The 21337-nt window shown below is 55.2% G+C and carries 16 protein-coding genes and 1 pseudogene; 9 read left to right on the top strand and 8 right to left on the bottom strand.

Annotated elements, in window-relative coordinates; translation table 11 throughout:
- Positions 1 to 100 precede the first annotated feature (100 nt).
- The 6 genes from NNO04_RS01215 (at position 101) to NNO04_RS01190 (ending at position 6356) form a co-directional block, all read left to right on the top strand.
- Positions 101 to 1621 (top strand): sugar ABC transporter ATP-binding protein, encoded by a 1521-nt coding sequence (locus NNO04_RS01215; RefSeq protein WP_271443113.1) that lies wholly within the window; start codon positions 101 to 103, stop codon positions 1619 to 1621.
- Positions 1618 to 2613 (top strand): ABC transporter permease subunit, encoded by a 996-nt coding sequence (locus NNO04_RS01210; protein ID WP_271443112.1) that lies wholly within the window; start codon positions 1618 to 1620, stop codon positions 2611 to 2613. Before NNO04_RS01215 ends, NNO04_RS01210 begins: the two co-directional genes overlap by 4 nt.
- A 115-nt stretch (positions 2614 to 2728) precedes the next feature.
- Complete coding sequence (locus NNO04_RS01205) at positions 2729 to 3670, top strand: ABC transporter substrate-binding protein (protein WP_271443111.1); 942 nt, start codon at positions 2729 to 2731, stop codon at positions 3668 to 3670.
- A gap of 123 nt (positions 3671 to 3793) precedes the next feature.
- Positions 3794 to 4477, top strand: coding sequence for a D-lyxose/D-mannose isomerase (locus NNO04_RS01200; protein WP_271443110.1), 684 nt, complete (start codon positions 3794 to 3796; stop codon positions 4475 to 4477).
- 14 nt (positions 4478 to 4491) lie between these two features.
- Positions 4492 to 5352 carry a ketose 1,6-bisphosphate aldolase gene (locus NNO04_RS01195; protein ID WP_271443109.1) on the top strand — a complete coding sequence of 287 codons (861 nt, stop codon included), beginning with the start codon at positions 4492 to 4494 and terminating at the stop codon, positions 5350 to 5352.
- Complete coding sequence (locus tag NNO04_RS01190; RefSeq protein ID WP_271443108.1) at positions 5349 to 6356, top strand: carbohydrate kinase family protein; 1008 nt, start codon at positions 5349 to 5351, stop codon at positions 6354 to 6356. Before NNO04_RS01195 ends, NNO04_RS01190 begins: the two co-directional genes overlap by 4 nt.
- Positions 6357 to 6448: 92 nt before the next feature.
- Here the strand turns inward: NNO04_RS01190 and NNO04_RS01185 are convergent, their stop codons facing one another.
- Complete coding sequence (locus tag NNO04_RS01185) at positions 6449 to 7180, bottom strand: response regulator transcription factor (protein WP_271443155.1); 732 nt, start codon at positions 7178 to 7180, stop codon at positions 6449 to 6451.
- A 287-nt stretch (positions 7181 to 7467) separates the two neighbouring features.
- Here NNO04_RS01185 and fdhF point away from each other — a divergent pair, with 287 nt between their 5' ends.
- Entirely contained in the window at positions 7468 to 9615 is a 2148-nt protein-coding gene (gene fdhF, locus NNO04_RS01180; RefSeq protein WP_271443107.1) for a formate dehydrogenase subunit alpha, read from the top strand.
- Positions 9616 to 9722: 107 nt separating this feature from the next.
- Positions 9723 to 10412 carry a Sel1 family TPR-like repeat protein YjcO gene (gene yjcO / locus NNO04_RS01175; RefSeq protein WP_271443106.1) on the top strand — a complete coding sequence of 230 codons (690 nt, stop codon included), beginning with the start codon at positions 9723 to 9725 and terminating at the stop codon, positions 10410 to 10412.
- A gap of 101 nt (positions 10413 to 10513) precedes the next feature.
- On the opposite strand, the gene gltP is transcribed toward yjcO, so the two are convergent.
- The 7 genes and pseudogenes from gltP to nrfA all read right to left on the bottom strand — a co-directional run bounded on the left by gltP (position 10514) and on the right by nrfA (position 18941).
- Positions 10514 to 11827 (bottom strand): glutamate/aspartate:proton symporter GltP, encoded by a 1314-nt coding sequence (gene gltP / locus NNO04_RS01170; protein ID WP_271443105.1) that lies wholly within the window; start codon positions 11825 to 11827, stop codon positions 10514 to 10516.
- Positions 11828 to 12173: 346 nt separating this feature from the next.
- Complete coding sequence (gene nrfG, locus NNO04_RS01165) at positions 12174 to 12776, bottom strand: heme lyase NrfEFG subunit NrfG (RefSeq protein WP_271443154.1); 603 nt, start codon at positions 12774 to 12776, stop codon at positions 12174 to 12176.
- Positions 12777 to 12901: 125 nt separating this feature from the next.
- Positions 12902 to 15269: pseudogene (nrfF, locus tag NNO04_RS01160) on the bottom strand (heme lyase NrfEFG subunit NrfF).
- 4 nt (positions 15270 to 15273) lie between these two features.
- On the bottom strand, positions 15274 to 16230 hold the full coding sequence (gene nrfD, locus NNO04_RS01155; protein ID WP_271443104.1) for a cytochrome c nitrite reductase subunit NrfD: 957 nt from the start codon (positions 16228 to 16230) through the stop codon (positions 15274 to 15276).
- Positions 16227 to 16898: a cytochrome c nitrite reductase Fe-S protein gene (gene nrfC / locus NNO04_RS01150; protein ID WP_162381823.1), complete on the bottom strand. Its 672-nt coding sequence runs from the start codon at positions 16896 to 16898 to the stop codon at positions 16227 to 16229. The genes nrfD and nrfC overlap by 4 nt, the downstream gene beginning before the upstream one ends.
- Complete coding sequence (gene nrfB / locus NNO04_RS01145) at positions 16895 to 17461, bottom strand: cytochrome c nitrite reductase pentaheme subunit (RefSeq protein ID WP_271443103.1); 567 nt, start codon at positions 17459 to 17461, stop codon at positions 16895 to 16897. The genes nrfC and nrfB overlap by 4 nt, the downstream gene beginning before the upstream one ends.
- A 43-nt stretch (positions 17462 to 17504) precedes the next feature.
- A complete protein-coding gene (gene nrfA / locus NNO04_RS01140; protein WP_271443102.1) occupies positions 17505 to 18941 on the bottom strand; it encodes an ammonia-forming nitrite reductase cytochrome c552 subunit in 1437 nt (478 codons plus the stop codon).
- Positions 18942 to 19375: 434 nt separating this feature from the next.
- Here nrfA and acs point away from each other — a divergent pair, with 434 nt between their 5' ends.
- Complete coding sequence (gene acs / locus NNO04_RS01135; protein WP_271443101.1) at positions 19376 to 21334, top strand: acetate--CoA ligase; 1959 nt, start codon at positions 19376 to 19378, stop codon at positions 21332 to 21334.
- Positions 21335 to 21337: the final 3 nt, after the last annotated feature.

The raw sequence follows: 21337 nt of genomic DNA, 5'->3' as shown, positions 1-21337 counted from the left end.
AGAAAAATATCACTATGACAAATATGAACGGCTTCTGACATTTTGCATTTACTTTCCTGTGATGGACTGCTGATATCGACAACCCCGCAGGAGATCCGCCATGAGCAGGGCACCGGTTCTGGAAATGCGCAATATTGCCAAAGCCTTTGGCAAATTTTACGCACTGAAAGGGGTCGATTTGACGGTATATCCCGGCGAAATTCACGCCCTGATGGGGGAAAACGGCGCGGGAAAAAGTACCCTGATGAAGGTGCTTGCCGGGGCGTACAGCGCCACCAGCGGCGAGATCCTGATTGACGGTCAGCCCTTCCATATCAAAGGCCCAAAAGAGGCCCTGAGCGCTGGCATTACCCTGATTTATCAGGAAATGCAGCTGGCCCCCAACCTGACGGTCGCGGAGAACATTTTCCTCGGTAGCGAGCTGTCGCGCGGCGGGCTGGTGCAACGCAAAGAGATGGTTCTGCAGGCGCAGCAGGTTATCGATCGCCTCGGCGCGCAGTTTAAAGCCAGCGATAAAGTGATGCGGCTGACCATCGCCGAACAACAACAAGTGGAAATCGCCCGCGCCCTGCACCGCAACAGCCGTATTCTGGTGATGGATGAACCCACCGCCGCCCTCTCCTCGCGTGAAACCCACCGTCTGTTTGAACTGATCATGCGTCTGCGTGATGAAGGGATGGCAATTATCTACATCAGCCACCGCATGGCGGAAGTGTACGAGCTTTCGGATCGCGTCAGCGTGCTGCGCGACGGGCAGTACGTTGGCAGCCTGACCCGCGACAAGCTCAACGCCGCTGAACTGGTGCGCATGATGGTGGGTCGGCCACTGAGCGATCTGTTTAACAAAGAGCGTGATATTCCACTCGGAAAAGCGCGCCTGAATGTGCATCACCTGACCGACGGCGGCAAAGTGCAGCCGTGCAGTTTGCTGGTGCGTTCCGGGGAAATTGTCGGCCTGGCGGGTTTAGTCGGCGCCGGACGCTCTGAACTGGCGCAACTGATTTTTGGCGTGTGCAAAGCCACTGGCGGCATGATTGAAGTGGATGGCGAACCGGTAGTGATCCACTCCCCACGCGAAGCTATCGACTATGGCATCGGTTATCTCACCGAAAACCGCAAAGAACAGGGGCTGTTTTTAGAGCTGGCGGCGGCAGAGAACATCACGATGGCGACGCTGGAGCGTGACGCTACCTGGGGCATGCTCAACCGCAAAAAAGCGCAGACGATCTCCGACGATGCCATTCAGTTACTCAACATCCGAGTGCCCCATGCGCAGGTACGGGCGGGCGGACTTTCCGGCGGCAACCAGCAAAAGCTATTGATTTCACGCTGGGTGGCGATTGGCCCACGCATCTTGATCCTTGATGAACCGACGCGCGGCGTCGATGTCGGCGCCAAAAGCGAGATCTACCGCATTATGAATGACATGGCGCGCCAGGGCGTGGCGATCCTGATGATCTCCAGCGAACTGCCGGAGGTCGTCGGCATGAGCGATCGGGTGTACGTCATGCACGAAGGCAGCATAGCCGGAGAGCTGGACGGTAAACACATTTCTCAGGAAAACATTATGACGCTGGCCACCGGCGCGAACGATTCCCACCCTCAGGCGAGGCAATCATGAATAATTCAACCACTCCCCAGCAGGTGGCGAAATCCGCCTCCGCCAAAAAAATGCTGATGGGCGATCTGATGCAAACCGTCGGTATCCTGCCCATTCTTATCCTGATTGTTGCCGTGTTTGGCTTTATCGCGCCCAACTTTTTTACCGAGAGCAACCTGCTGAATATTACCCGCCAGGCGTCGATTAACATCGTGTTAGCGGCGGGAATGACTTTCATCATTCTGACCGGCGGTATCGATCTTTCTGTCGGGTCGATTCTTGGCACCACCGCAGTGGCGGCGATGGCGGTTTCACTGATCCCCGAATTCGCCATGCTCTCTGTACCCGTCGCGCTGATGCTCGGCATGCTGCTGGGCTTGTTTAACGGCGCGCTGGTGGCCTTTGCCGGACTGCCGCCGTTTATTGTCACTCTCGGCACCTATACAGCGTTGCGCGGAGCGGCCTATCTGCTGGCAGATGGCACAACGGTCATCAACTCCAACATCAGTTTCGAGTGGATCGGCAATAACTATCTCGGGCCGATTCCGTGGCTGGTGGTGATTGCGCTGGCGGTCATTGTGGTGTGCTGGTTCATTCTCCGCCGCACCACGCTGGGAGTTCATATCTACGCTGTCGGCGGCAATATGCAGGCGGCGCGCTTAACCGGTATCAAAGTGTGGCTGGTGCTGCTGTTTGTGTACGGCATGAGCGGCCTGCTCTCCGGGCTTGGTGGGGTGATGAGCGCCTCACGTCTGTACAGCGCCAACGGCAACTTAGGGATGGGCTACGAACTGGACGCCATCGCCGCGGTGATCCTCGGCGGCACCAGTTTTGTCGGCGGGATCGGTACGATCACCGGCACGCTGGTGGGGGCGTTGATCATTGCCACCCTCAACAACGGCATGACGCTGATGGGCGTCTCCTACTTCTGGCAACTGGTGATCAAAGGGGCGGTGATCATCATTGCAGTGCTGATCGACAAATACCGTACCCGACATCATCAAAGTGCATAACACATCTGCCAGATGGCAGCGCACACGCCTTATCCGTCCTACAACCCCGTAGGCCTGATAAGCGAAGCGCCATCAGGCAATGACAACAAAAAGTACCCTACGTGAGGAAAAGACTATGCGTTTGAAGCCATTAGTGACCGCGCTCTGTGCAGGCGCGCTGCTGACCGCAGCACCGTTTACGCAGGCCAAAGATCTCAAATCGATCGGCGTGACGGTGGGCGATCTTGCTAACCCGTTCTTCGTGCAGATCACCAAAGGGGCGGAGCTGGAAGCACGCAAGCTGGCGGGCGACAGCGTGAAAGTAACGCTGGTTTCCAGCGGTTACGATCTGGGCCAGCAGGTGTCGCAGATCGACAACTTTATCGCCGCCAAAGTCGACATGATAATCCTTAACGCGGCAGATTCTAAAGGGATCGGCCCGGCGGTGAAGCGGGCAAAAGACGCGGGGATTGTGGTCGTCGCAGTTGACGTCGCAGCAGAAGGCGCAGACGCCACCATTACCTCTAATAACACCCAGGCGGGGGAAATGGCGTGTAAATACATCACCGATCGCCTGAAAGGCAAAGGCAATGTCGTGATCATTAACGGACCGCCAGTGTCTGCGGTGCAGAACCGGGTAGAAGGCTGCCAGAGCGAATTCAAAAAGCATCCGGATATCAAGGTGCTTTCCGATAACCAGAACGCCAAAGGCAGCCGTGAAGGCGGACTGGAAGTGATGACCGCTCTGCTGGCGGCGAATCCGAAGATCGACGGCGTGTTTGCGATTAACGATCCGACGGCGATCGGTGCCGATCTCGCAGCAAAACAGGCGCAACGTAACGAGTTCTTTATTGTCGGCGTCGATGGCAGCCCGGATGGTGAAGAGGCGCTGAAGCGTGAGAATTCGCTGTTTGTCGCAACGCCTGCACAAGATCCGCAGGTGATGGCGGCAAAAGCGGTAGAAATCGGCTATGACATTCTACAGGGGAAACCCGCACCGAAAGAGCCAGTGCTGATCCCAGTGACGATGATCGATAAGAGCAACGTCAGCGGCTATAAGGGTTGGACGGTGAAATAGCGGAAAGCGGCCTCTGTCCAGGCCTGATAAGCGCAGCGCCATCAGGCAATAAATTCGTGCCGGATGGCGGCAAAATGCCTTATCCGGCCTACAAGGTGACATTACACAAGGAGAATCCTCTCCATGAAGCGCTCCGAAATAAACGAAATTCTCGGTCATACACGGCAGTTTTTTTCCATGCATGACATCCACCTTCCGCCCTTCGCCAGTTTTGCGCCAACGCAGTGGCGACAGCTGGATGCCGACGCCTGGCGTGAAGTGTTCGATCTCAAGCTCGGCTGGGATGTGACCGCATTTGGCGGGGAAAACTTCGCCGCCTTAGGGCTAACGCTGTTTACCCTGCGCAACGGTTCACCCAAAGCCTTCCCTTACGAAAAGTGCTACGCCGAAAAAATCATGCATGTGCGGGACGCGCAAATCACGCCGATGCATTTTCACTGGCGCAAGCAGGAAGACATCATCAATCGCGGCGGCGGTAATCTGATCGTTGAGTTGTGGAACGCCAACGCCCACGATCAAACCGATAATAGCGCCGTCACGGTGGTGATTGATGGCTGTCGACAAACCCACGCGGCAGGAAGCCAGCTACGCCTGACGCCTGGGGAGAGCATCTGCCTGACGCCCGGTTTGTATCACAGCTTTTGGGCGGAACAAGGATTTGGCGATGTACTGGTCGGCGAAGTCTCTTCCGTCAATGACGACGACCACGACAATCACTTCCTGCAGCCTCTCGCCCGTTATAACAACATTGAAGAAGATGAACCGGCGCAACTGGTGCTGTGTAACGAGTATCGACTGTTCCGTTGAACAAGGAGGCTGTTATGCCATTGATTTCTCTTGCTGATGGGCTCGCCCATGCCCGTGAGCATCGCTACGCTTTAGGGGCGTTTAACGTGCTGGACTCCCACTTCTTGCGCGCGCTGTTTGCCGCGGCGAAGCAAGAACGTTCGCCGTTTATCATCAATATTGCCGAAGTGCATTTTAAGTATGTCTCGCTGGATTCGCTGGTCGAGACCATTAAATTCGAGGCGGCGCGCCACGACATTCCGGTGGTATTGAATCTCGACCACGGACTGCATTTTGAATCGGTAGTGCAGGCGCTGCGTCTGGGCTTCAGTTCGGTGATGTTTGACGGCTCGACGCTGGAGTATGAAGAAAACATTCGCCAGACCCGCGAAGTGGTGAAAATGTGCCACGCAGTGGGCGTATCCGTAGAGGCTGAACTGGGGGCCGTCGGCGGTGACGAAGGCGGCGCGCTGTATGGTCATGCCGACGAATCGCTGTTTACCGATCCGCTGCTGGCGCGGGACTTCGTCGACAGAACCGGGATTGACGCTCTCGCGGTCGCCATCGGCAACGCACACGGTAAATACAAAGGCGAGCCGAAACTCGATTTCCCACGTCTGGATGAGATCCGCCAGCAGGCGGCGATCCCCCTGGTACTGCACGGCGGTTCCGGCATCAGCGACGCTGATTTTCGTCGCGCCATCGAACTGGGCATTCACAAAATCAACTTCTACACCGGCATGTCGCAGGCGGCGCTGGCCGCCATCGAGTCTCGCATGGCGAACCGCCAGCCGCTGTACGATGAATTTGCCGAGCTATTGCTGGGCATTGAGGCCGCGATTACCGATACCGTCTCTGAGCAGATGCGCATTTTTGGCAGCGTGGGGAAAGTGTGATGGAACGCAAAGGTATCATCGCTGCGGGCAATATGCTGGTCGATCACGTGCATCAAATTGTGCAGTGGCCGGAGCGCGGCTGGCTGGCAGAAATTATTCACAGCGAGCGTTCTACGGGCGGCGCACCGCTTAACGTCTTGTTGACACTGGCAAAAATGCACACCGGTTTGCCTTTGCAGGCCGTGGGGCTCATCGGTCAGGACAGTGACGGCGACTACATTATGGCGATGCTGGAGCAGTATCATGTCAATCGCCAGCATGTGCAGCGCACCACCTTCGCCCCGACCTCAATGTCGCAAGTGATGACCGATCCCAGCGGCCAGCGCACTTTTTTTCACTCGCCTGGCGCGAACCGCCTGTTGGATCTGCCCGCCTTTGATCAGCTCGATAACTCGATGAAAATCTTCCATCTCGGTTATCTGCTGCTGCTCGACAGTCTGGATATGCCGGATGGTCAGTACGGTACGCGTAGCGCGCGGTTATTAGCGCAGATGCGCGAGAATGGGTTTGAAACGTCGCTGGATCTGGTCTCGCGTAAGGGCGATCCGCGTTATCAGCCGCTGGTGATGCCCACATTGCGTCATCTTGATTATCTGGTGATTAACGAGCTGGAAGCCGGAGAGTTCAGCGGTCTGGAGGTTCGCTATCCGGACGGCGGACCGCATATTCCGCACATCGCCTGCATCGCGCAAGAGCTGCTCAATGCCGGCGTTCGACAGCGCGTGGTGATCCACTGCCCGGAAGGGGCGTGGGGGGAAACGCCGGACCAGCCTGGCGTCTGGATACCGTCGCAAAAACTGGCGCAGGAGGAGATCGTCGGCAGCGTTGGCGCAGGTGACGCCTTTTGCGCGGGTTTTCTGTACGGCTGTCATGAGTCATGGCCGCTGGCCGACAGCATTACGCTGGCGCATGCCTGCGCACGGGCCAGTCTGCTGTGTGCAAACGCCATTGACGGTGCCAAAACGCTGGCGGAGTTAAAAGCGGAAATACCCGGTGCAGGATGAAGTTTGTAGGCTGGATAAGGCGTTCGCGCCGCCATCCAGCAAAGGTGCCTGATGGCGCTACGCTGATGAGTCCTACGTTCGGAGCAACAACATTATGCCGCCTTGTCGTGATGCTGCACGTCGGCGGCAAACACATACCCCAGACCGCGTATCGTTTTGATTAGCGTCGGCTGATGCGGATTAGCTTCAATTTTGCGGCGCAAACGCATAATTAACACATCGATGGTGCGGTCAAAGACCTCGATGCTGTCGCTGTGCGTGAGCGCCAACAACTGTTCGCGGCTCAGAACCCGACGGGCATTTTGCGCCAGCGCCACGAGCAGGCTGTACTCCCCTTGCGTCAGATCTATCGTCTGCTGCTGCGGATTACGCAGCTGGCAACGCCCGGTATCCAGATGCCAGCCATTAAAAGAAAGGCCGGATACTGGCGTCATACCGCTTTCTGCGACCGGTACACCGCCCCGACGCAGCACAGCTTTGACGCGCGCCACCACCACCCGGGGATTAAACGGTTTGCTGATGTAATCATCCGCCCCCATTTCCAGCCCTACCACCACATCAGATTCGCTGTCCATCCCTGTCAGCATCACCACGGGCAGCGTCGGTCTGATTTTCTGGACCTGCTGCAACACCATCAATCCGTTGATGTCGGGTAGCATCATATCCAGCAGTATCAACGCAATATCGGGACGCTCTTCGACGCAGCGTATCGCCTCCTGTCCGGTGTGGCAGGCAGTGACCGCAAAAACATGCTCGCTCAACACATCCTGCAGCAGTGCGCAGATTGCGGTGTCATCATCCACGATCAAAACAGCAGGCTTCATCATCCTTCCCCTTTCGTCTCTCACTCAGATGAGTGTGAATGATTCTGCCCGGAGTAACAGAAATTGCGCAGAAAGAGATGCCGGAAACATAAGCACCGTCACATTGACTGGCTGTCACATATTTTGAATTCGTCACGTCAAAACTGACGACAGCCTGCTTTTCGTCAGCATTTCGCACAAAATTTGCCCGTAATATCAGGGAATGCCCACAGTAAAAAGATGGCATAAAAGATGCATACTGAAGGCGACAGCGCGTATGCGCGATTTGATTAACTGGAGCGAGACCGATGAAAAAAGTCGTCACGGTTTGCCCGTATTGCGCATCAGGTTGCAAAATCAACCTGGTGGTCGATAACGGCAAAATCGTTCGGGCGGAGGCGGCGCAGGGGAAAACCAATCAGGGTACCTTGTGTCTGAAGGGCTATTATGGCTGGGATTTTATCAATGATACCCAGATCCTGACCCCGCGCCTGAAAACCCCTATGATCCGTCGCCAGCGTGGCGGCAAACTGGAATCCGTGTCCTGGGATGAAGCGCTGAATTACGTTGCTGACCGCCTGAGCGCTATCAAAGCGAAATATGGCCCGGATGCCATTCAGACTACCGGCTCCTCCCGCGGTACCGGTAATGAAACCAACTATGTAATGCAAAAATTCGCGCGCGCCGTTATTGGTACCAATAACGTTGACTGCTGCGCTCGCGTCTGACACGGCCCATCGGTTGCAGGTCTGCACCAATCGGTCGGTAACGGCGCAATGAGTAATGCTATCAATGAAATTGATAACACAGATTTAGTGTTCATCTTCGGGTATAACCCGGCGGATTCCCACCCTATCGTGGCGAATCACGTGATCAACGCTAAACGTAACGGGGCGAAAATTATCGTCTGCGATCCGCGCAAAATCGAAACTGCGCGTATTGCCGATATGCATATTGCATTGAAAAACGGCTCGAATATCGCGCTGCTCAATGCGATGGGGCATGTCATTATTGAAGAAAACCTGCACGACCAGGCGTTCGTCGCCTCCCGTACGGAAGGGTTTGAAGAGTATCGTAAGATTGTCGAAGGCTATACGCCGGAGTCAGTCGAAGAGATTACTGGCGTTAGCGCGCAGGAAATTCGTCAGGCCGCGCGTATGTACGCGACCGCGAAAAACGCGACAATCCTGTGGGGCATGGGCGTCACTCAGTTCTATCAGGGTGTTGAAACTGTACGTTCACTGACCAGCCTCTCCATGCTGACCGGTAACCTCGGTAAGCCAAGCGTGGGCGTTAACCCGGTTCGTGGTCAGAACAACGTTCAGGGCGCGTGCGACATGGGTGCGCTGCCGGATACCTATCCGGGCTACCAGTACGTGAAGTTCCCGGAAAACCGCGAGAAATTCGCCAAAGCCTGGGGCGTGGAAAGCCTGCCTGCACATACCGGCTATCGCATCAGCGAACTGCCGCACCGTGCGGCGCATGGCGAAGTTCGCGCAGCGTACATTATGGGTGAAGATCCACTTCAGACTGATGCGGAACTCTCTGCAGTGCGCAAAGGGTTTGAGGACCTGGAACTGGTCATCGTGCAGGACATCTTCATGACCAAAACCGCCGCTGCCGCAGACGTTATTTTACCGTCTACGTCATGGGGTGAGCATGAAGGCGTCTTCTCCGCTGCTGACCGTGGCTTCCAGCGCTTCTTCAAAGCGGTTGAGCCGAAGTGGGATCTGAAAACAGACTGGCAAATCATCAGTGAAATCGCGACCCGTATGGGTTATCCGATGCACTACAACAACACTCAGGAAATCTGGGATGAGTTGCGCCACCTGTGTCCGGATTTCTACGGTGCCACCTACGAGAAGATGGGCGAACTGGGTTATATCCAGTGGCCATGCCGTGATACGTCGGATGCCGATCAGGGGACTTCTTACCTCTTTAAAGAGAAGTTCGACACCCCGAACGGCCTGGCGCAGTTCTTTACCTGTGACTGGGTAGCACCTATCGACAAGCTCACCGAAGAGTATCCGATGGTGCTCTCGACGGTGCGTGAAGTCGGCCACTACTCTTGCCGTTCGATGACCGGTAACTGTGCGGCGCTGGCAGCGCTGGCGGATGAACCAGGCTATGCGCAAATCAATACCGACGACGCTGAGCGTCTGGGTATTAAAGATGAAGAGTTGGTGTGGGTTAACTCACGCAAGGGCAGAGTCATCACCCGCGCAGCCGTGAGCGATCGTCCGAACAAAGGCGCGATTTACATGACCTACCAGTGGTGGATTGGTGCCTGTAATGAGCTGGTGACCGAGAACTTAAGCCCGATTACCAAAACGCCTGAGTATAAATACTGTGCCGTCAACGTTGAACGCATTGCCGATCAGCGTACTGCCGAACAGTATGTGATTGACGAGTACACCAAGCTGAAAAACCGCCTGCGCGAAAGTGCGATGGGCTAATCAATTTTAGTTTGATATCCGCCTCAACAGCCTCCTTCTGGAGGCTGTTTTTTTATCTAAAAGATCGCTCTATACTGCCTATTCCGTACCCTACACATAAAAATAATATGAAACGACTTTTCGCATTGATGTTAATGATGGCCTGCGTTGCCCATGCCGAAGAGCCTGAGCCGGGTAGCCAGTATTTGAAGGCCGCCGAATCCGGAGACCGACGTGCGCAATACTATCTTGCAGACAGTTGGTTTAGCTCCGGCGACCTGAGCAAGGCCGAATTCTGGGCGCAAAAATCGGCAGATAATGGTGATGCGGACGCCTGTGCATTACTGGCGCAAATCAAGATAACCAACCCAGTGAGCCTGGATTACCCCGAGGCCAGGACGCTCGCCGAAAAAGCCGTACAGGCGGGGAGCTTACCGGGCGAGATTACGCTGGCGCGCATTTTGGTCAACACTCAGGCGGGTCGCCCGGATTATCCAAAAGCGATTTCACTGCTGCAAAACGCCTCTGAAAATCTGGAAAATGACTCTGCTGTCGACGCGCAAATGCTGCTCGGGTTGATTTATGCCAACGGTGTGGGGATCCCCGCAGACGACGCGAAAGCCACCTGGTACTTCAAGCGTAGCTCCGCGATTTCCCGTACCGGTTATTCCGAATACTGGGCCGGAATGATCTTTCTGAACGGTGAACAAGGTTTTATCGAGAAGAATAAACAGAAGGCGCTGCACTGGCTGAATCTGAGTTGTATGGAAGGGTTTGATACCGGCTGCGAAGAGTTTGAAAAGTTAACCAATGGGTGAATCAGATTGCCTGATGGCGACGCTCTCGCGTCTTATCAGGCCTACAAAGGAAGTGTAGGCCGGATAAGCGAAGCGCCATCCGGCAATCAACCCGCACTCAATTATTGATCGGCTGTTTTATCGAATTTGCCCAGCACTTCGCGCTCATACGCCAGCGCTTTTTTACGGTCAAACTTGTGTTCCCACTTGGCAATTACCAGCACCGCCAGCGCATTGCCCACCACGTTCAACGCCGTACGCGCCATGTCGAGGATACGGTCAACACCCGCAATAAACGCCAGACCTTCCAGCGGGATCCCCACGCTACCCAATGTTGCCAACAGCACCACGAAAGAAACGCCCGGCACGCCAGCAATCCCTTTCGATGTCACCATTAACGTCAGCACCAGCACGATTTCCTGCCACAGCGACAGGTCGATGCCATATAGCTGCGCGATAAATATTGCCGCAATACTCTGGTACAGCGTTGAACCATCGAGGTTAAAGGAGTAGCCAGTTGGCACCACGAAGCTGGTGATCGACGCCGGTGCGCCGTAGGCTTCCATCTTCTCAATGATGCGCGGCAGCACGCTCTCAGAGCTGGCCGTCGAGTACGCCAGAATCAGCTCATCCTTCAGGATACGGATCAGGATCCAGATACTCAGCCCGCATACTCGCGCCACAATTCCCAGCACCACCAGGGCAAAGAACAGAATCGCGAAATGAACCAGCAGCACCAGTTTCGCCAACGGCCACAGCGAAGCAAAACCAAAGTTAGCGACGGTGACGGCAATCAACGCAAACACACCCACTGGCGCATAGCGCATCACCATGTGCGTCACTTTGAACATGGTTTCTGAGATAGAGCGGAACACTGCCACCAGCGGTTCGCGGTGCGTTGACGGCAGCGATGACAGGCCGAGACCAAACAGTACCGAGAAGAAGATAATCGGCAGCATGTCACCTTTCGCCATCGACGCGATGATATTGGTCGGTACCAGCGACAAAATAGTGCCCATCAAGCCATGCGCGTGGCTCTGCACCTCTGCCGTCGTGTTCTGATATTTCGAAATATCCACCGTCGCCAGTTGCGACATATCGATCCCGGAGCCGGGCTGGAACACGTTCGCCAGGGTAATGCCAAGGATAATGGCGACGGTGGTGATCACTTCGAAATAGATAATGGTTTTGGCGCCAATACGCCCCAGTTGTTTCGCGTCACCGACGCCTGCAATACCGACCACAAGGGTCGAGATCACAATCGGCACAACGATCATTTTGATCAGGTGGATAAAGATATCACCCGCCGGAGAGAGCAGGTTTACGACCAGCCATTCGCGGCTGTCACTGTGATAATGCAGATAACTGCCCAGCAGAATACCCAGCACCATAGCCAGCAAAATTTGCCAGGCCAGGCTAATTTTCATGTTTTTCATAACGACAAACTTCCTCAATGGAGCGCCATTTCTACGTGCGCTGACGTAAGAATGGTTACATACTGAAAGGATATGAATTGTGTTGCGTACGTTTGTAGTGTTTTTTAACGGGCATAATCAGTACCATTTGCATGGCATCTTACGCAACCCTTTAAGAACAGGGCTTTTCGCTAATTTAATGCATAATAACGCGAGTTTATCGCGATAATCATGAATAACTATTTGTTATGAAAAGATTTTTATACCTGCGATTTTGAATAATCCGTTTTTGGAATCATTTTAATCTTTTTGTTCAATTGCTTATTTTATAAACATCAAAAAAGACCAAAATCACAAAAAAGTGAAATTATTTCTGCTGATTCCGTAACAATTTCGCCATATTAATAGCGTCAATGAGCTGCACGCGGTTAACTCTCGGCGAGTTCAAATCCAGTAATTGTTGCCACAATGAAATGGCTTGTACGTAGTTTGCCTGCATAAACGCGTCAGAGGCCAACAACATCAAGGCAGTCACTTCCGTCGCATCCAGCGCCAGCGCTTTATCAATCATTTCACGCGTCTTGGGCGTCATATGCTGCCCGGACTGGTAGTACAACACCGTTGCCAGCGCCGAATAGAGTTCCGCGTTTTCTCCCTTCAGGCGCAGTGCCTGATGGTAAGCCAGCAGCGCATTCTGATACGCGTTGCGCCACAGATAATACTCGCCAAGCATCGCCCACTGCTCACTGTCCTGCGGATTCGCACGGATCTTCGCCTGCAAGGCCAGCAGCTGTTCTTCAGGAGTCGGCTCATCGGCAAAAACGTGTAACGGGTCCGCCAGCCGCTGCTGCTCCTGGCGCACCGCATACCATTTAGGGCTAAGCAGATAGCCGCCGACGCAGAGCAGCAACACGCCTGCCACCGCGACGGTCAGCGCTTTCACAGGCAATGGACGTAATGGTACTCCCATTACCGCCGGTTCGGCCAGGCAGTGATGTAGCTCACGCAGCAATGGTGCTGAGGCCTCCTCAGACAACTGCTGACGGGCCTGCTGCTGGCTGTGACGCAACAGCAGTACGCTCACCTGATGCAAACTCATTCACCCTCCTTTTTGTTCTGGCTGACGCTCGCCCGCCATAAGAGGACGCCTGCCAGCAATAACAGCACACAGGGCAACGCCCACAGCAAGATCGTTTGTCCCGTCAACGGGGGGTTATAGAGGACAAATTCGCCGTAACGTTGCATCATCCAGCGCGTGATCTCCTCTTCACTTTTCCCTTCCGCGACCATAGTAAAAACCTGGTGGCGCATACTGACCGCAACAGGCGCATTGGATTCCAGTAAGTTTTGATTCTGGCACTGCGGGCAACGCAACTGGCTGGCAATAAACAGGGATTTTTCCTGCTGTTGCGGGCTTTCGAAGACCCAGGTGTCTACAACCTGGGCGTTGCTGGTAAAGGAAATGAAAAACAGCATCAAGGCTAAAAGTAAAAGTGTGATGCCGGATGGCGGCGTTAGCGCCTTATCCGGCCTACGGTATGCGTCAATTCCAGGCCGGATATGCGTAAGCAAAAATGGAGTCATCTCAGGCATCGCGTTTTCTCCCTCGCCAGCCGCTGAGCAGCGCGCCGAGCACCATCAACAGCCCACCGCCCCATATCCAGCGCACGCCGGTCTGCACGTACAAACGCATGGCGTAACGCTCCTGCCCGGTTTTTTCACCGATCACCGCATACCAGTCGTGGAGCAGATTCCAGCGAATACCCGGCTCCATCATCTGCTGGCGACGCGCGGCATAGAAACGCCGTTCAGGCAGCAGACTGCCGATGCGCTTGTTATCCTGCCACAGCGTAATTAGCGCCTTCTCGGTGGTGTAGTTCCCCTTTGCTTCGAGATCGAGGCGTTCATAACGGAAGGTATAGCCCGCCAGCTCAACCTGCTGCCCAGGACTTAGATTAAGACTGACCTCCTGTCGGCTACCGCTGGAGAAGATAATCCCCGCCGCCACAATCAGTACTCCGCTATGCGCCAGCAGCGCCGGAAGCTGACGGCGCAACGCATCTGCGGGCTGAAACCAGAGCCGCAGCATCACCGCCGCCACCAGGCCGCACGCCAACGCTTCTGCCGCACCGAGCGACCAGCACAGCGCCACCGCCAGCAAGCCAATCGCAAAGGGCCATACCCGACGGCGCAGGGAGATGGGCGGCGAACGTTTCCAGAATCCGCCCGCCGAGAGTCCTATCACCACCAGCATCAGCAGACCAAATGGCAACGTAGCGCGGTTAAAATAGGGGGCGCCGACAGAGAGTCTTCCCCACCCCAACAGGCCGTAGAGCATGGGATAAAGCGTTCCGATGAGCACAATCAGCAGTACCGCGCTAAAAAACAGCAGCGCCGCCAGAATCAGCATTTCGCGCGACCAGAGGGTAAACCGCGCAGCCTGCTGCGTAACCCGCGCCCGCCAGCTGTACAGCCCCAGCGATGCCAGACTCAGGGCGCAGAAGAGTCCAAACAGCGGTACGGCGCGCACGTTATCCAGCGCAAAGGCGTGTACGGAAACTAAAATGCCGGAGCGCACAATCAGCGTGCCTAACAGCGAGAGGATCAGGGTCAGAATAGCCAGCAGCAGCGACCAGTGGCGGAAAATCCCACGCTGACGTGAGACATACAGGCTGTGCAGCAGCGCGCTGGCGGAAAGCCAGGGCAATAAGGAGGCGTTTTCCACCGGGTCCCAAAACCACCAGCCACCCCAGCCCAGTTCGCAATACGCCCACCATGATCCGAGAATGATGCCAAGCGTCAGCGCACACCAGCCGGGTAATGCCCAACGCCAGCAGACCCAGGCCGTTGCCGCACTAAAACCACCACACAACAACGACGCTAATGCCACGCCCGCCGCCACCATCAAACCGCCGTAGCCAAGATAGAGCAGCGGAGGATGGAGAATTAACCCAAGATGCTGCAGCATCGGGTTGAGATCGCGCCCCTCAATTGCAGGCGGAAAGAGGCGCACAAACGGATCGGACCACACCACCACGAACAGCAGCAGTAAAGCCGTAATGATCGACAAAATGCTGAGCGTCAGAGGGAACAGACGATCAGACGCCCTCCGATAGCGCCAGGCAAACAGCGCTCCCCAACCAGAAAGCAGCAGCACCCACAGCAGCAAAGATCCTTCGTGACCGCCCCACACTGCCGCCAGTTTTAATCCCCACGGCAACAAACGGTAGCTGTGCTGGGCAACGTAAATGACCGAGAAATCGCTGGTGAGAAAGCAGATGACCAGGATGGAAAACGCGAGCAGTAGCAGGACAAATTGCGCCAGCACACCCGCCGTCGCCAGACGCATAACACCCAGCCAGCGCAGGCGAACGCCTGCCAGAGTAACAAGCGGGGTCAACACGTTGACCCCGAGACTCAGTAGCAGCGCCAGAAACCCGGCTTCAGGAAGGAAGAGTTCCAAAAAACTATGCCACCGTCAGTTGCCCTGCATAAAGAATAAAGAAGCGCAGTAACAAAACGCCGGTCAGACTGGCGCCGCAGACCGCCAGCACGCCATGAAACGTCGAACCGCGATTCGCCCAGGGCTTTAACAGCATCGGCACAATCAATCCCAATCCCGCCACACCCAGCCAGAACCACCAGGTCCAGAATCCGCCGCCCAGCGCCGCCGACAGCGCGCGCATTTTGCCGTCATCACCCAGCGCCAGCCCGACGAAAAACGCCGCCAGCAGGAAGATTTCCAGCCACACCACCGGGGTTTCCATGCGGTGTACAAAGTGCGCTTCGGTGCTGTGCGGATTGCCGCGCTGACGCAAAGCCATCGCGATCAGCGCCACCGCCGCCCCGGAAGAGATCCCCGAGAACAGGAACAGAACCGGCAAAATCGGGTTATTCAGGAACGGATAGGACTTCAGCGCCGAGAGCAGAAAACCGGTATATGCCCCGAGCAGCACCGCCAGAATCAGCATCACTGTTTCAAGCAAGCGATGGAACGGCGTCAACAGCGTGAGAACCTTCTGCACCAGTCCCAGCCTTGGTAGCCAGCGCTGTTGCAGGGCAATCACCTCTTTTTCAAAGATTTTTGCCAGCCACAGGACAAGAACGACCATATAAAGCTGGAACAGCATGACGCCCATCGACATCACCGAGGTGAAGCTGTAGTGGAACATCAGCTTCCAGAAGGTCCACGGGCGCGTCAGGTGGAAGACGAGGATCAGCAGGCCGAGAATAATTGCGCCCGGCCCCACTACCAGCGTCGTGCGCAGTAGCGTGCTGTCCGCCCCGCCCGCTTCCGGATGGAAACGGCGCAGCAGGATGGCCAGCGTGACCACGCCGGCGGAGATCCCGATCAAAAACAGGTAGATGGCAATGGGCCAGTCCCACACCAGCGATTCAAAATGGAAAGCAGAAGCGTGCGTCATTGGCTCACCTCCCCAAATTTAAAGGGAACGCGGTAGACCTTCGGTTTGGTACCCAACGCCAGCTTGTAGCGGTAGGTCGTTTTCTGCTGCAACAGACGGGAAATCTCGCTGTTGGGATCGTCCAGATTGCCAAACGTCAGCGCCTTCGTCGGGCAGGACTCGACGCAGGCGGGCAGCTTGCCCGCTTTCAGATTGGTCTTCCGGCAGAAATCGCATTTATCCGCCGTCTTCGTCACCGGGTGGATAAACCGCACGCGATACGGACAGGCGGCGATACAGTACTGACAACCGACGCAGAGATCCGGATTCACATCCACAATACCGCTGGCGGCATCGCGGAATGAGGCCCCCGTCGGGCAGACGTCAACACAGGGCGCATGCTCGCAGTGCTGGCACGAGTGACGGAAGAAGCGATATTTCACATCTGGAAATGTGCCCTGCGGCTCGCTTCGAATAATCGTCAGACGCGATACCCCTTCCGGCACCTTATTCACTTCCCGACAGGCATCCATACAGGCGGTACAGCCGATGCACAATGTTTCATCATGCACCATACCGTAACGAACTCCGTTGATGTTCAACGTTTTTGCTACCACGCGTCCTGCCGTTGCGCTAACCGCCACCAGCGCGCCGACGCGGGTGATAAACTGGCGACGGGAGCAACTCATGGATGCTCCTTAAGCAAGGGAACGGACGCCGGATTAAAGTTCGGATTGTTACGCTGATCGCTGTGGCAATCGACGCAAATCTTGATCCGTTCTTTATCATTTAACGTCTGCATCGTGTCTTGCTTTGGATGCAACGTGTGACAACTGGCGCACGTCACTTTCGTCACATGGACATCATGCGGCCAGAACGCTTTTTGCAACTGCTCGGGCAGGTGACAGGACATACAGACGCTGTTCTGCTGCTCGACGCTATACATCGGCTCGTTAAAGCGCATCACATCCTTCACCCCTTCGCGGTGCTGGGGTGACGGCTGGCCATGACAGTTGGTGCAGGTGACCGGCAATTTGTTATTCGGGTTAATGGCGGAGGCATGTTTACCATGCATACCTTCGGTGTCCGGCTTGTGGCAGTCCAGGCATGCCGCATCAGGGCTGCGCTGCTGAGTCACCGTCCAGCGTTGTTCAGACTCCTGCGGCGTTGGCGTGGCGCTCATTCCACTCAGGCTCCAGAACAGACCTGACGCCAGCACCCCAGCAGTTAATAACGAACGTAATACGCTCATATTCACTCCGTTGAGTTATCTGCCCCTTGCGGGGCAGAAGGGGTTATTGGCTTAACAGACCGTTTTTACGCGCCTGATCTTCCCATTGCGGAATCACCGTTTTAATGAAGTCCTGCTTCTCGGCGTTGATTTTCTGCACGTCCAGACCAATCGCTTGCTGGGCTTTCTCTTTGGTGGAGATGTCCGGCAGCGGGATTTCATGGGTGATGCCTTTGGTCGCCAGCAGACGTACCAGTTTGGTTCGCGCATCAGCGGCTTTGTCCATCGCGCTACCCAGCATCCGCAGACCTTCGTCCGGGGCGTGCATATGAATACCGTGCGAAGCAATCGCCAGATCCCAGCGCCATTGAGCATGGCGGATATCTTCGAGAATCGGCTTCATTTCCGCCTCTGTCGCTCCGGCATCCCATGCCGCTTTCGCTTCAAAATGGGCTCGAACCAGTTGATCCTCAACCTTGATTTTCAGGTCATGAATCGCCTGTTTACGGTCGGCGACCACTTTTTGCAGCGTGGCTTTGTCTTGCGTATGGCAGTTGGCGCAGGTCTGAGCGAAGTTGTCGAACGGATTGCCAATCTTATGGTCGGTGTAGAGTTTGCCTTCTGCGTTCTGCACTTTCGGCATGTGGCAGTCGATGCAAGTCACGTTGTTTTTGCCGTGAATGCCCTCGCTCCAGGTTTCATACTCCGGGTGCTGCGCTTTCAGCATTGGCGCTTTCGACAGTGAGTTGGTCCAGTCGGAGAAGGCGATGGTGTCGTAGTATTTCTCCATATTTTCAACGGTCATACCGTCGTCCCACGGGAATTTAACGGCTTTCTTTTTACCGTCAAAGTAGTACTCCACGTGGCACTGACCGCAAACCATGGATTGCTGGTCGAAACGGCTGGCCTTATCAAACGGTTTACCAATGGCGTCCATCGCACGTTCAGCATAGGGGCGCGACAGCGTAAGCTCCGGTTTACCTTTGGCAAAATCTGGCGAGGCGGTGTTATGGCAGTCGGCACAGCCTAAATTGTTAACGATTTCCGGGCCGCCACGCGCCCATTTACCGTGGAAGTAGCCGTCTTCGCCCTCTTTTTGGATCAGGCGTGCGACATCCGGGCTTTTACAACTCCAACAGGCCATCGGCAGCGGGCCGTCTTCCGCGTTTTTCGGCGCACCGGTACGCAGTGTTTCGCGCACATCGGTGACCGCATACGCGTGGCCACGCGGTTTGTTGTAATCACGGGAGAAGGGATATCCCGCCCACAGGATCACCAGACGTGGATCTTCAGCCAGTGCGTCTTCACGTTTGGATTGCTCCGAAGTGGCTTTCCAAGAGAGGTATTGATCGGGATGTTGAGGCGCGAAAGTTTCATTCTTCGCTTCAACGGTAACGGTTTTTGCGGGTACGGGCGTTTGCTCAGCGTAAACAGTTGAAATAAATAAAAAAGGCAATATAAGGCTGAAGAAACGGCGTGCGCGTTGTGTAATCCTTGCCATAGAGGTCTCATCCAGATTGCGCCATTGTCTGCAATGGCGGTTCTTTTATTGTTCTTCCATAACAGCAACCGCACGAACACTGTTATGACATTGCTCCCCTCTATGTGTAACAAATAACCCTGTTAAGAATGTTGTCTTTAATCAATTGTAAGTGCATGTTAAATACCACTTTAGAGTTATTAACCGCCTTTATCGCCCACTTCTTTGCTCAACTTTCGACACAACGCACATTTTCAAAAAATTACTTATAACGTCATGTTATAGAAAGAATTAACTCATTTTTGCGAGTTCCCTTCAAAAATCAGTTTGCCGCTAATTTGCACAATTCTGTTTTTGCGTGATCTGCCGCGCAAATACTAAACAAAACTGTCAAAGCCCCTACATTTAACGTTTATGAGACATATTATTAACATCTTACAAGGAGAACAAAAACCATGAGCCAAATCCATAAACACGCTATTCCCGCAAACATTGCGGATCGTTGCCTGATCAACCCAGAGCAGTACGAAGCCAAATATCAGCAATCCATCAACGATCCCGATACCTTTTGGGGCGAACAGGGCAAAATTCTCGACTGGATCAAACCGTATCAGAAGGTGAAAAACACCTCCTTTGCTCCAGGTAACGTCTCAATTAAATGGTACGAGGACGGTACGCTGAATCTGGCGGCAAACTGTCTTGACCGGCATCTACAGGAAAATGGCGATCGCACCGCCATCATCTGGGAGGGCGACGACGCCTCACAGAGCAAACACATTACCTATCGCGAACTGCATCGCGACGTCTGCCGTTTCGCCAACACCCTGCTTGAGCTGGGCATTAAAAAAGGCGACGTCGTGGCAATCTACATGCCGATGGTGCCGGAAGCGGCGGTCGCAATGCTGGCTTGTGCCCGTATCGGCGCCGTGCATTCGGTTATCTTTGGCGGCTTCTCACCGGAAGCCGTTGCCGGGCGCATTATCGACTCCAGCTCACGTTTGGTGATTACCGCCGATGAAGGCGTACGCGCCGGGCGCAGCATCCCACTGAAAAAGAACGTCGATGACGCGCTGAAAAATCCCAACGTGAAGAGCGTTGAGCATGTGGTGGTGCTGAAACGCACAGGCGGAAAAATTGACTGGCAGGAAGGTCGCGACCTGTGGTGGAGCGATCTGATTGAACAAGCCAGCGCCGATCATCAGCCTGTCGAAGTGAACGCCGAAGATCCGCTGTTCATCCTCTACACGTCCGGTTCTACCGGCAAACCCAAAGGTGTGCTGCACACAACCGGGGGTTATCTGGTGTATGCCGCCACGACGTTCAAATATGTCTTTGACTATCACCCGGGCGATATCTACTGGTGCACCGCCGATGTGGGCTGGGTTACCGGGCACAGCTACCTGCTGTACGGACCGCTGGCCTGCGGCGCGACCACCCTGATGTTTGAAGGTGTACCGAACTGGCCGACCCCTGCGCGAATGTCGCAAGTGGTGGACAAACACCAGGTCAACATTCTCTACACCGCACCTACCGCTATTCGCGCCCTGATGGCGGAAGGCGATAAGGCCATTGAAGGTACTGACCGCTCTTCCCTGCGCATCCTCGGTTCGGTTGGCGAGCCGATCAACCCGGAGGCCTGGGAATGGTACTGGAAGAAGATCGGTAACGAGAAATGCCCGGTAGTAGACACCTGGTGGCAGACGGAAACCGGTGGCTTCATGATCACGCCAATGCCGGGCGCGACCGAACTGAAAGCAGGCTCTGCGACACATCCCTTCTTCGGCGTACAACCAGCGCTGGTGGATAACGAAGGCAATCCGCTGGAAGGGGCAACCGAAGGCAATCTGGTGATCACGGATTCCTGGCCCGGACAGGCGCGCACGCTGTTTGGCGATCACGAACGCTTTGAGCAAACCTACTTCTCTACCTTCAAAAATATGTATTTCAGCGGTGATGGCGCGCGTCGTGACGAAGACGGCTACTACTGGATCACCGGACGCGTCGATGACGTGTTGAACGTCTCCGGTCACCGTCTGGGGACGGCGGAGATTGAGTCAGCGCTGGTGTCGCATCCAAAAATCGCCGAAGCGGCGGTGGTCGGTATTCCGCACAGCATCAAGGGGCAAGCGATTTATGCCTACGTGACGCTGAATCACGGCGAAGAACCGTCACCGGAGCTGTACACAGAAGTGCGCAACTGGGTGCGTAAAGAGATTGGCCCGCTGGCGACGCCAGATGTGCTGCACTGGACCGACTCTCTGCCTAAAACCCGTTCAGGCAAGATTATGCGCCGTATTCTGCGCAAGATCGCGGCGGGCGATACCAGCAATCTGGGCGATACCTCAACTCTCGCCGATCCAGGCGTGGTAGAGAAACTGCTCGAAGAGAAGCAGGCCATCGCGATGCCATCGTAAGAA

It is taken from the genome of Citrobacter sp. Awk 4 (assembly GCF_028069725.1).
GTDB lineage: Bacteria > Pseudomonadota > Gammaproteobacteria > Enterobacterales > Enterobacteriaceae > Citrobacter_D.
This window is presented reverse-complemented; position numbering and strand designations above follow the sequence as displayed.

Excerpts from the sequence above, each read along its gene's own strand:
- NNO04_RS01215 (WP_271443113.1), top strand. The coding sequence starts at position 101 with ATGAGCAGGGCACCGGTTCTGGAAATGCGCAATATTGCCAAAGCCTTT.
- NNO04_RS01210 (WP_271443112.1), top strand. The coding sequence starts at position 1,618 with ATGAATAATTCAACCACTCCCCAGCAGGTGGCGAAATCCGCCTCCGCC.
- NNO04_RS01205 (WP_271443111.1), top strand. The coding sequence starts at position 2,729 with ATGCGTTTGAAGCCATTAGTGACCGCGCTCTGTGCAGGCGCGCTGCTG.
- NNO04_RS01200 (WP_271443110.1), top strand. The coding sequence starts at position 3,794 with ATGAAGCGCTCCGAAATAAACGAAATTCTCGGTCATACACGGCAGTTT.
- NNO04_RS01195 (WP_271443109.1), top strand. The coding sequence starts at position 4,492 with ATGCCATTGATTTCTCTTGCTGATGGGCTCGCCCATGCCCGTGAGCAT.
- NNO04_RS01185 (WP_271443155.1), bottom strand. The coding sequence starts at position 7,180 with ATGAAGCCTGCTGTTTTGATCGTGGATGATGACACCGCAATCTGCGCA.
- yjcO (WP_271443106.1), top strand. The coding sequence starts at position 9,723 with ATGAAACGACTTTTCGCATTGATGTTAATGATGGCCTGCGTTGCCCAT.
- gltP (WP_271443105.1), bottom strand. The coding sequence starts at position 11,827 with ATGAAAAACATGAAAATTAGCCTGGCCTGGCAAATTTTGCTGGCTATG.
- nrfG (WP_271443154.1), bottom strand. The coding sequence starts at position 12,776 with ATGGGAGTACCATTACGTCCATTGCCTGTGAAAGCGCTGACCGTCGCG.
- nrfD (WP_271443104.1), bottom strand. The coding sequence starts at position 16,230 with ATGACGCACGCTTCTGCTTTCCATTTTGAATCGCTGGTGTGGGACTGG.
- nrfC (WP_162381823.1), bottom strand. The coding sequence starts at position 16,898 with ATGAGTTGCTCCCGTCGCCAGTTTATCACCCGCGTCGGCGCGCTGGTG.
- nrfB (WP_271443103.1), bottom strand. The coding sequence starts at position 17,461 with ATGAGCGTATTACGTTCGTTATTAACTGCTGGGGTGCTGGCGTCAGGT.
- nrfA (WP_271443102.1), bottom strand. The coding sequence starts at position 18,941 with ATGGCAAGGATTACACAACGCGCACGCCGTTTCTTCAGCCTTATATTG.
- acs (WP_271443101.1), top strand. The coding sequence starts at position 19,376 with ATGAGCCAAATCCATAAACACGCTATTCCCGCAAACATTGCGGATCGT.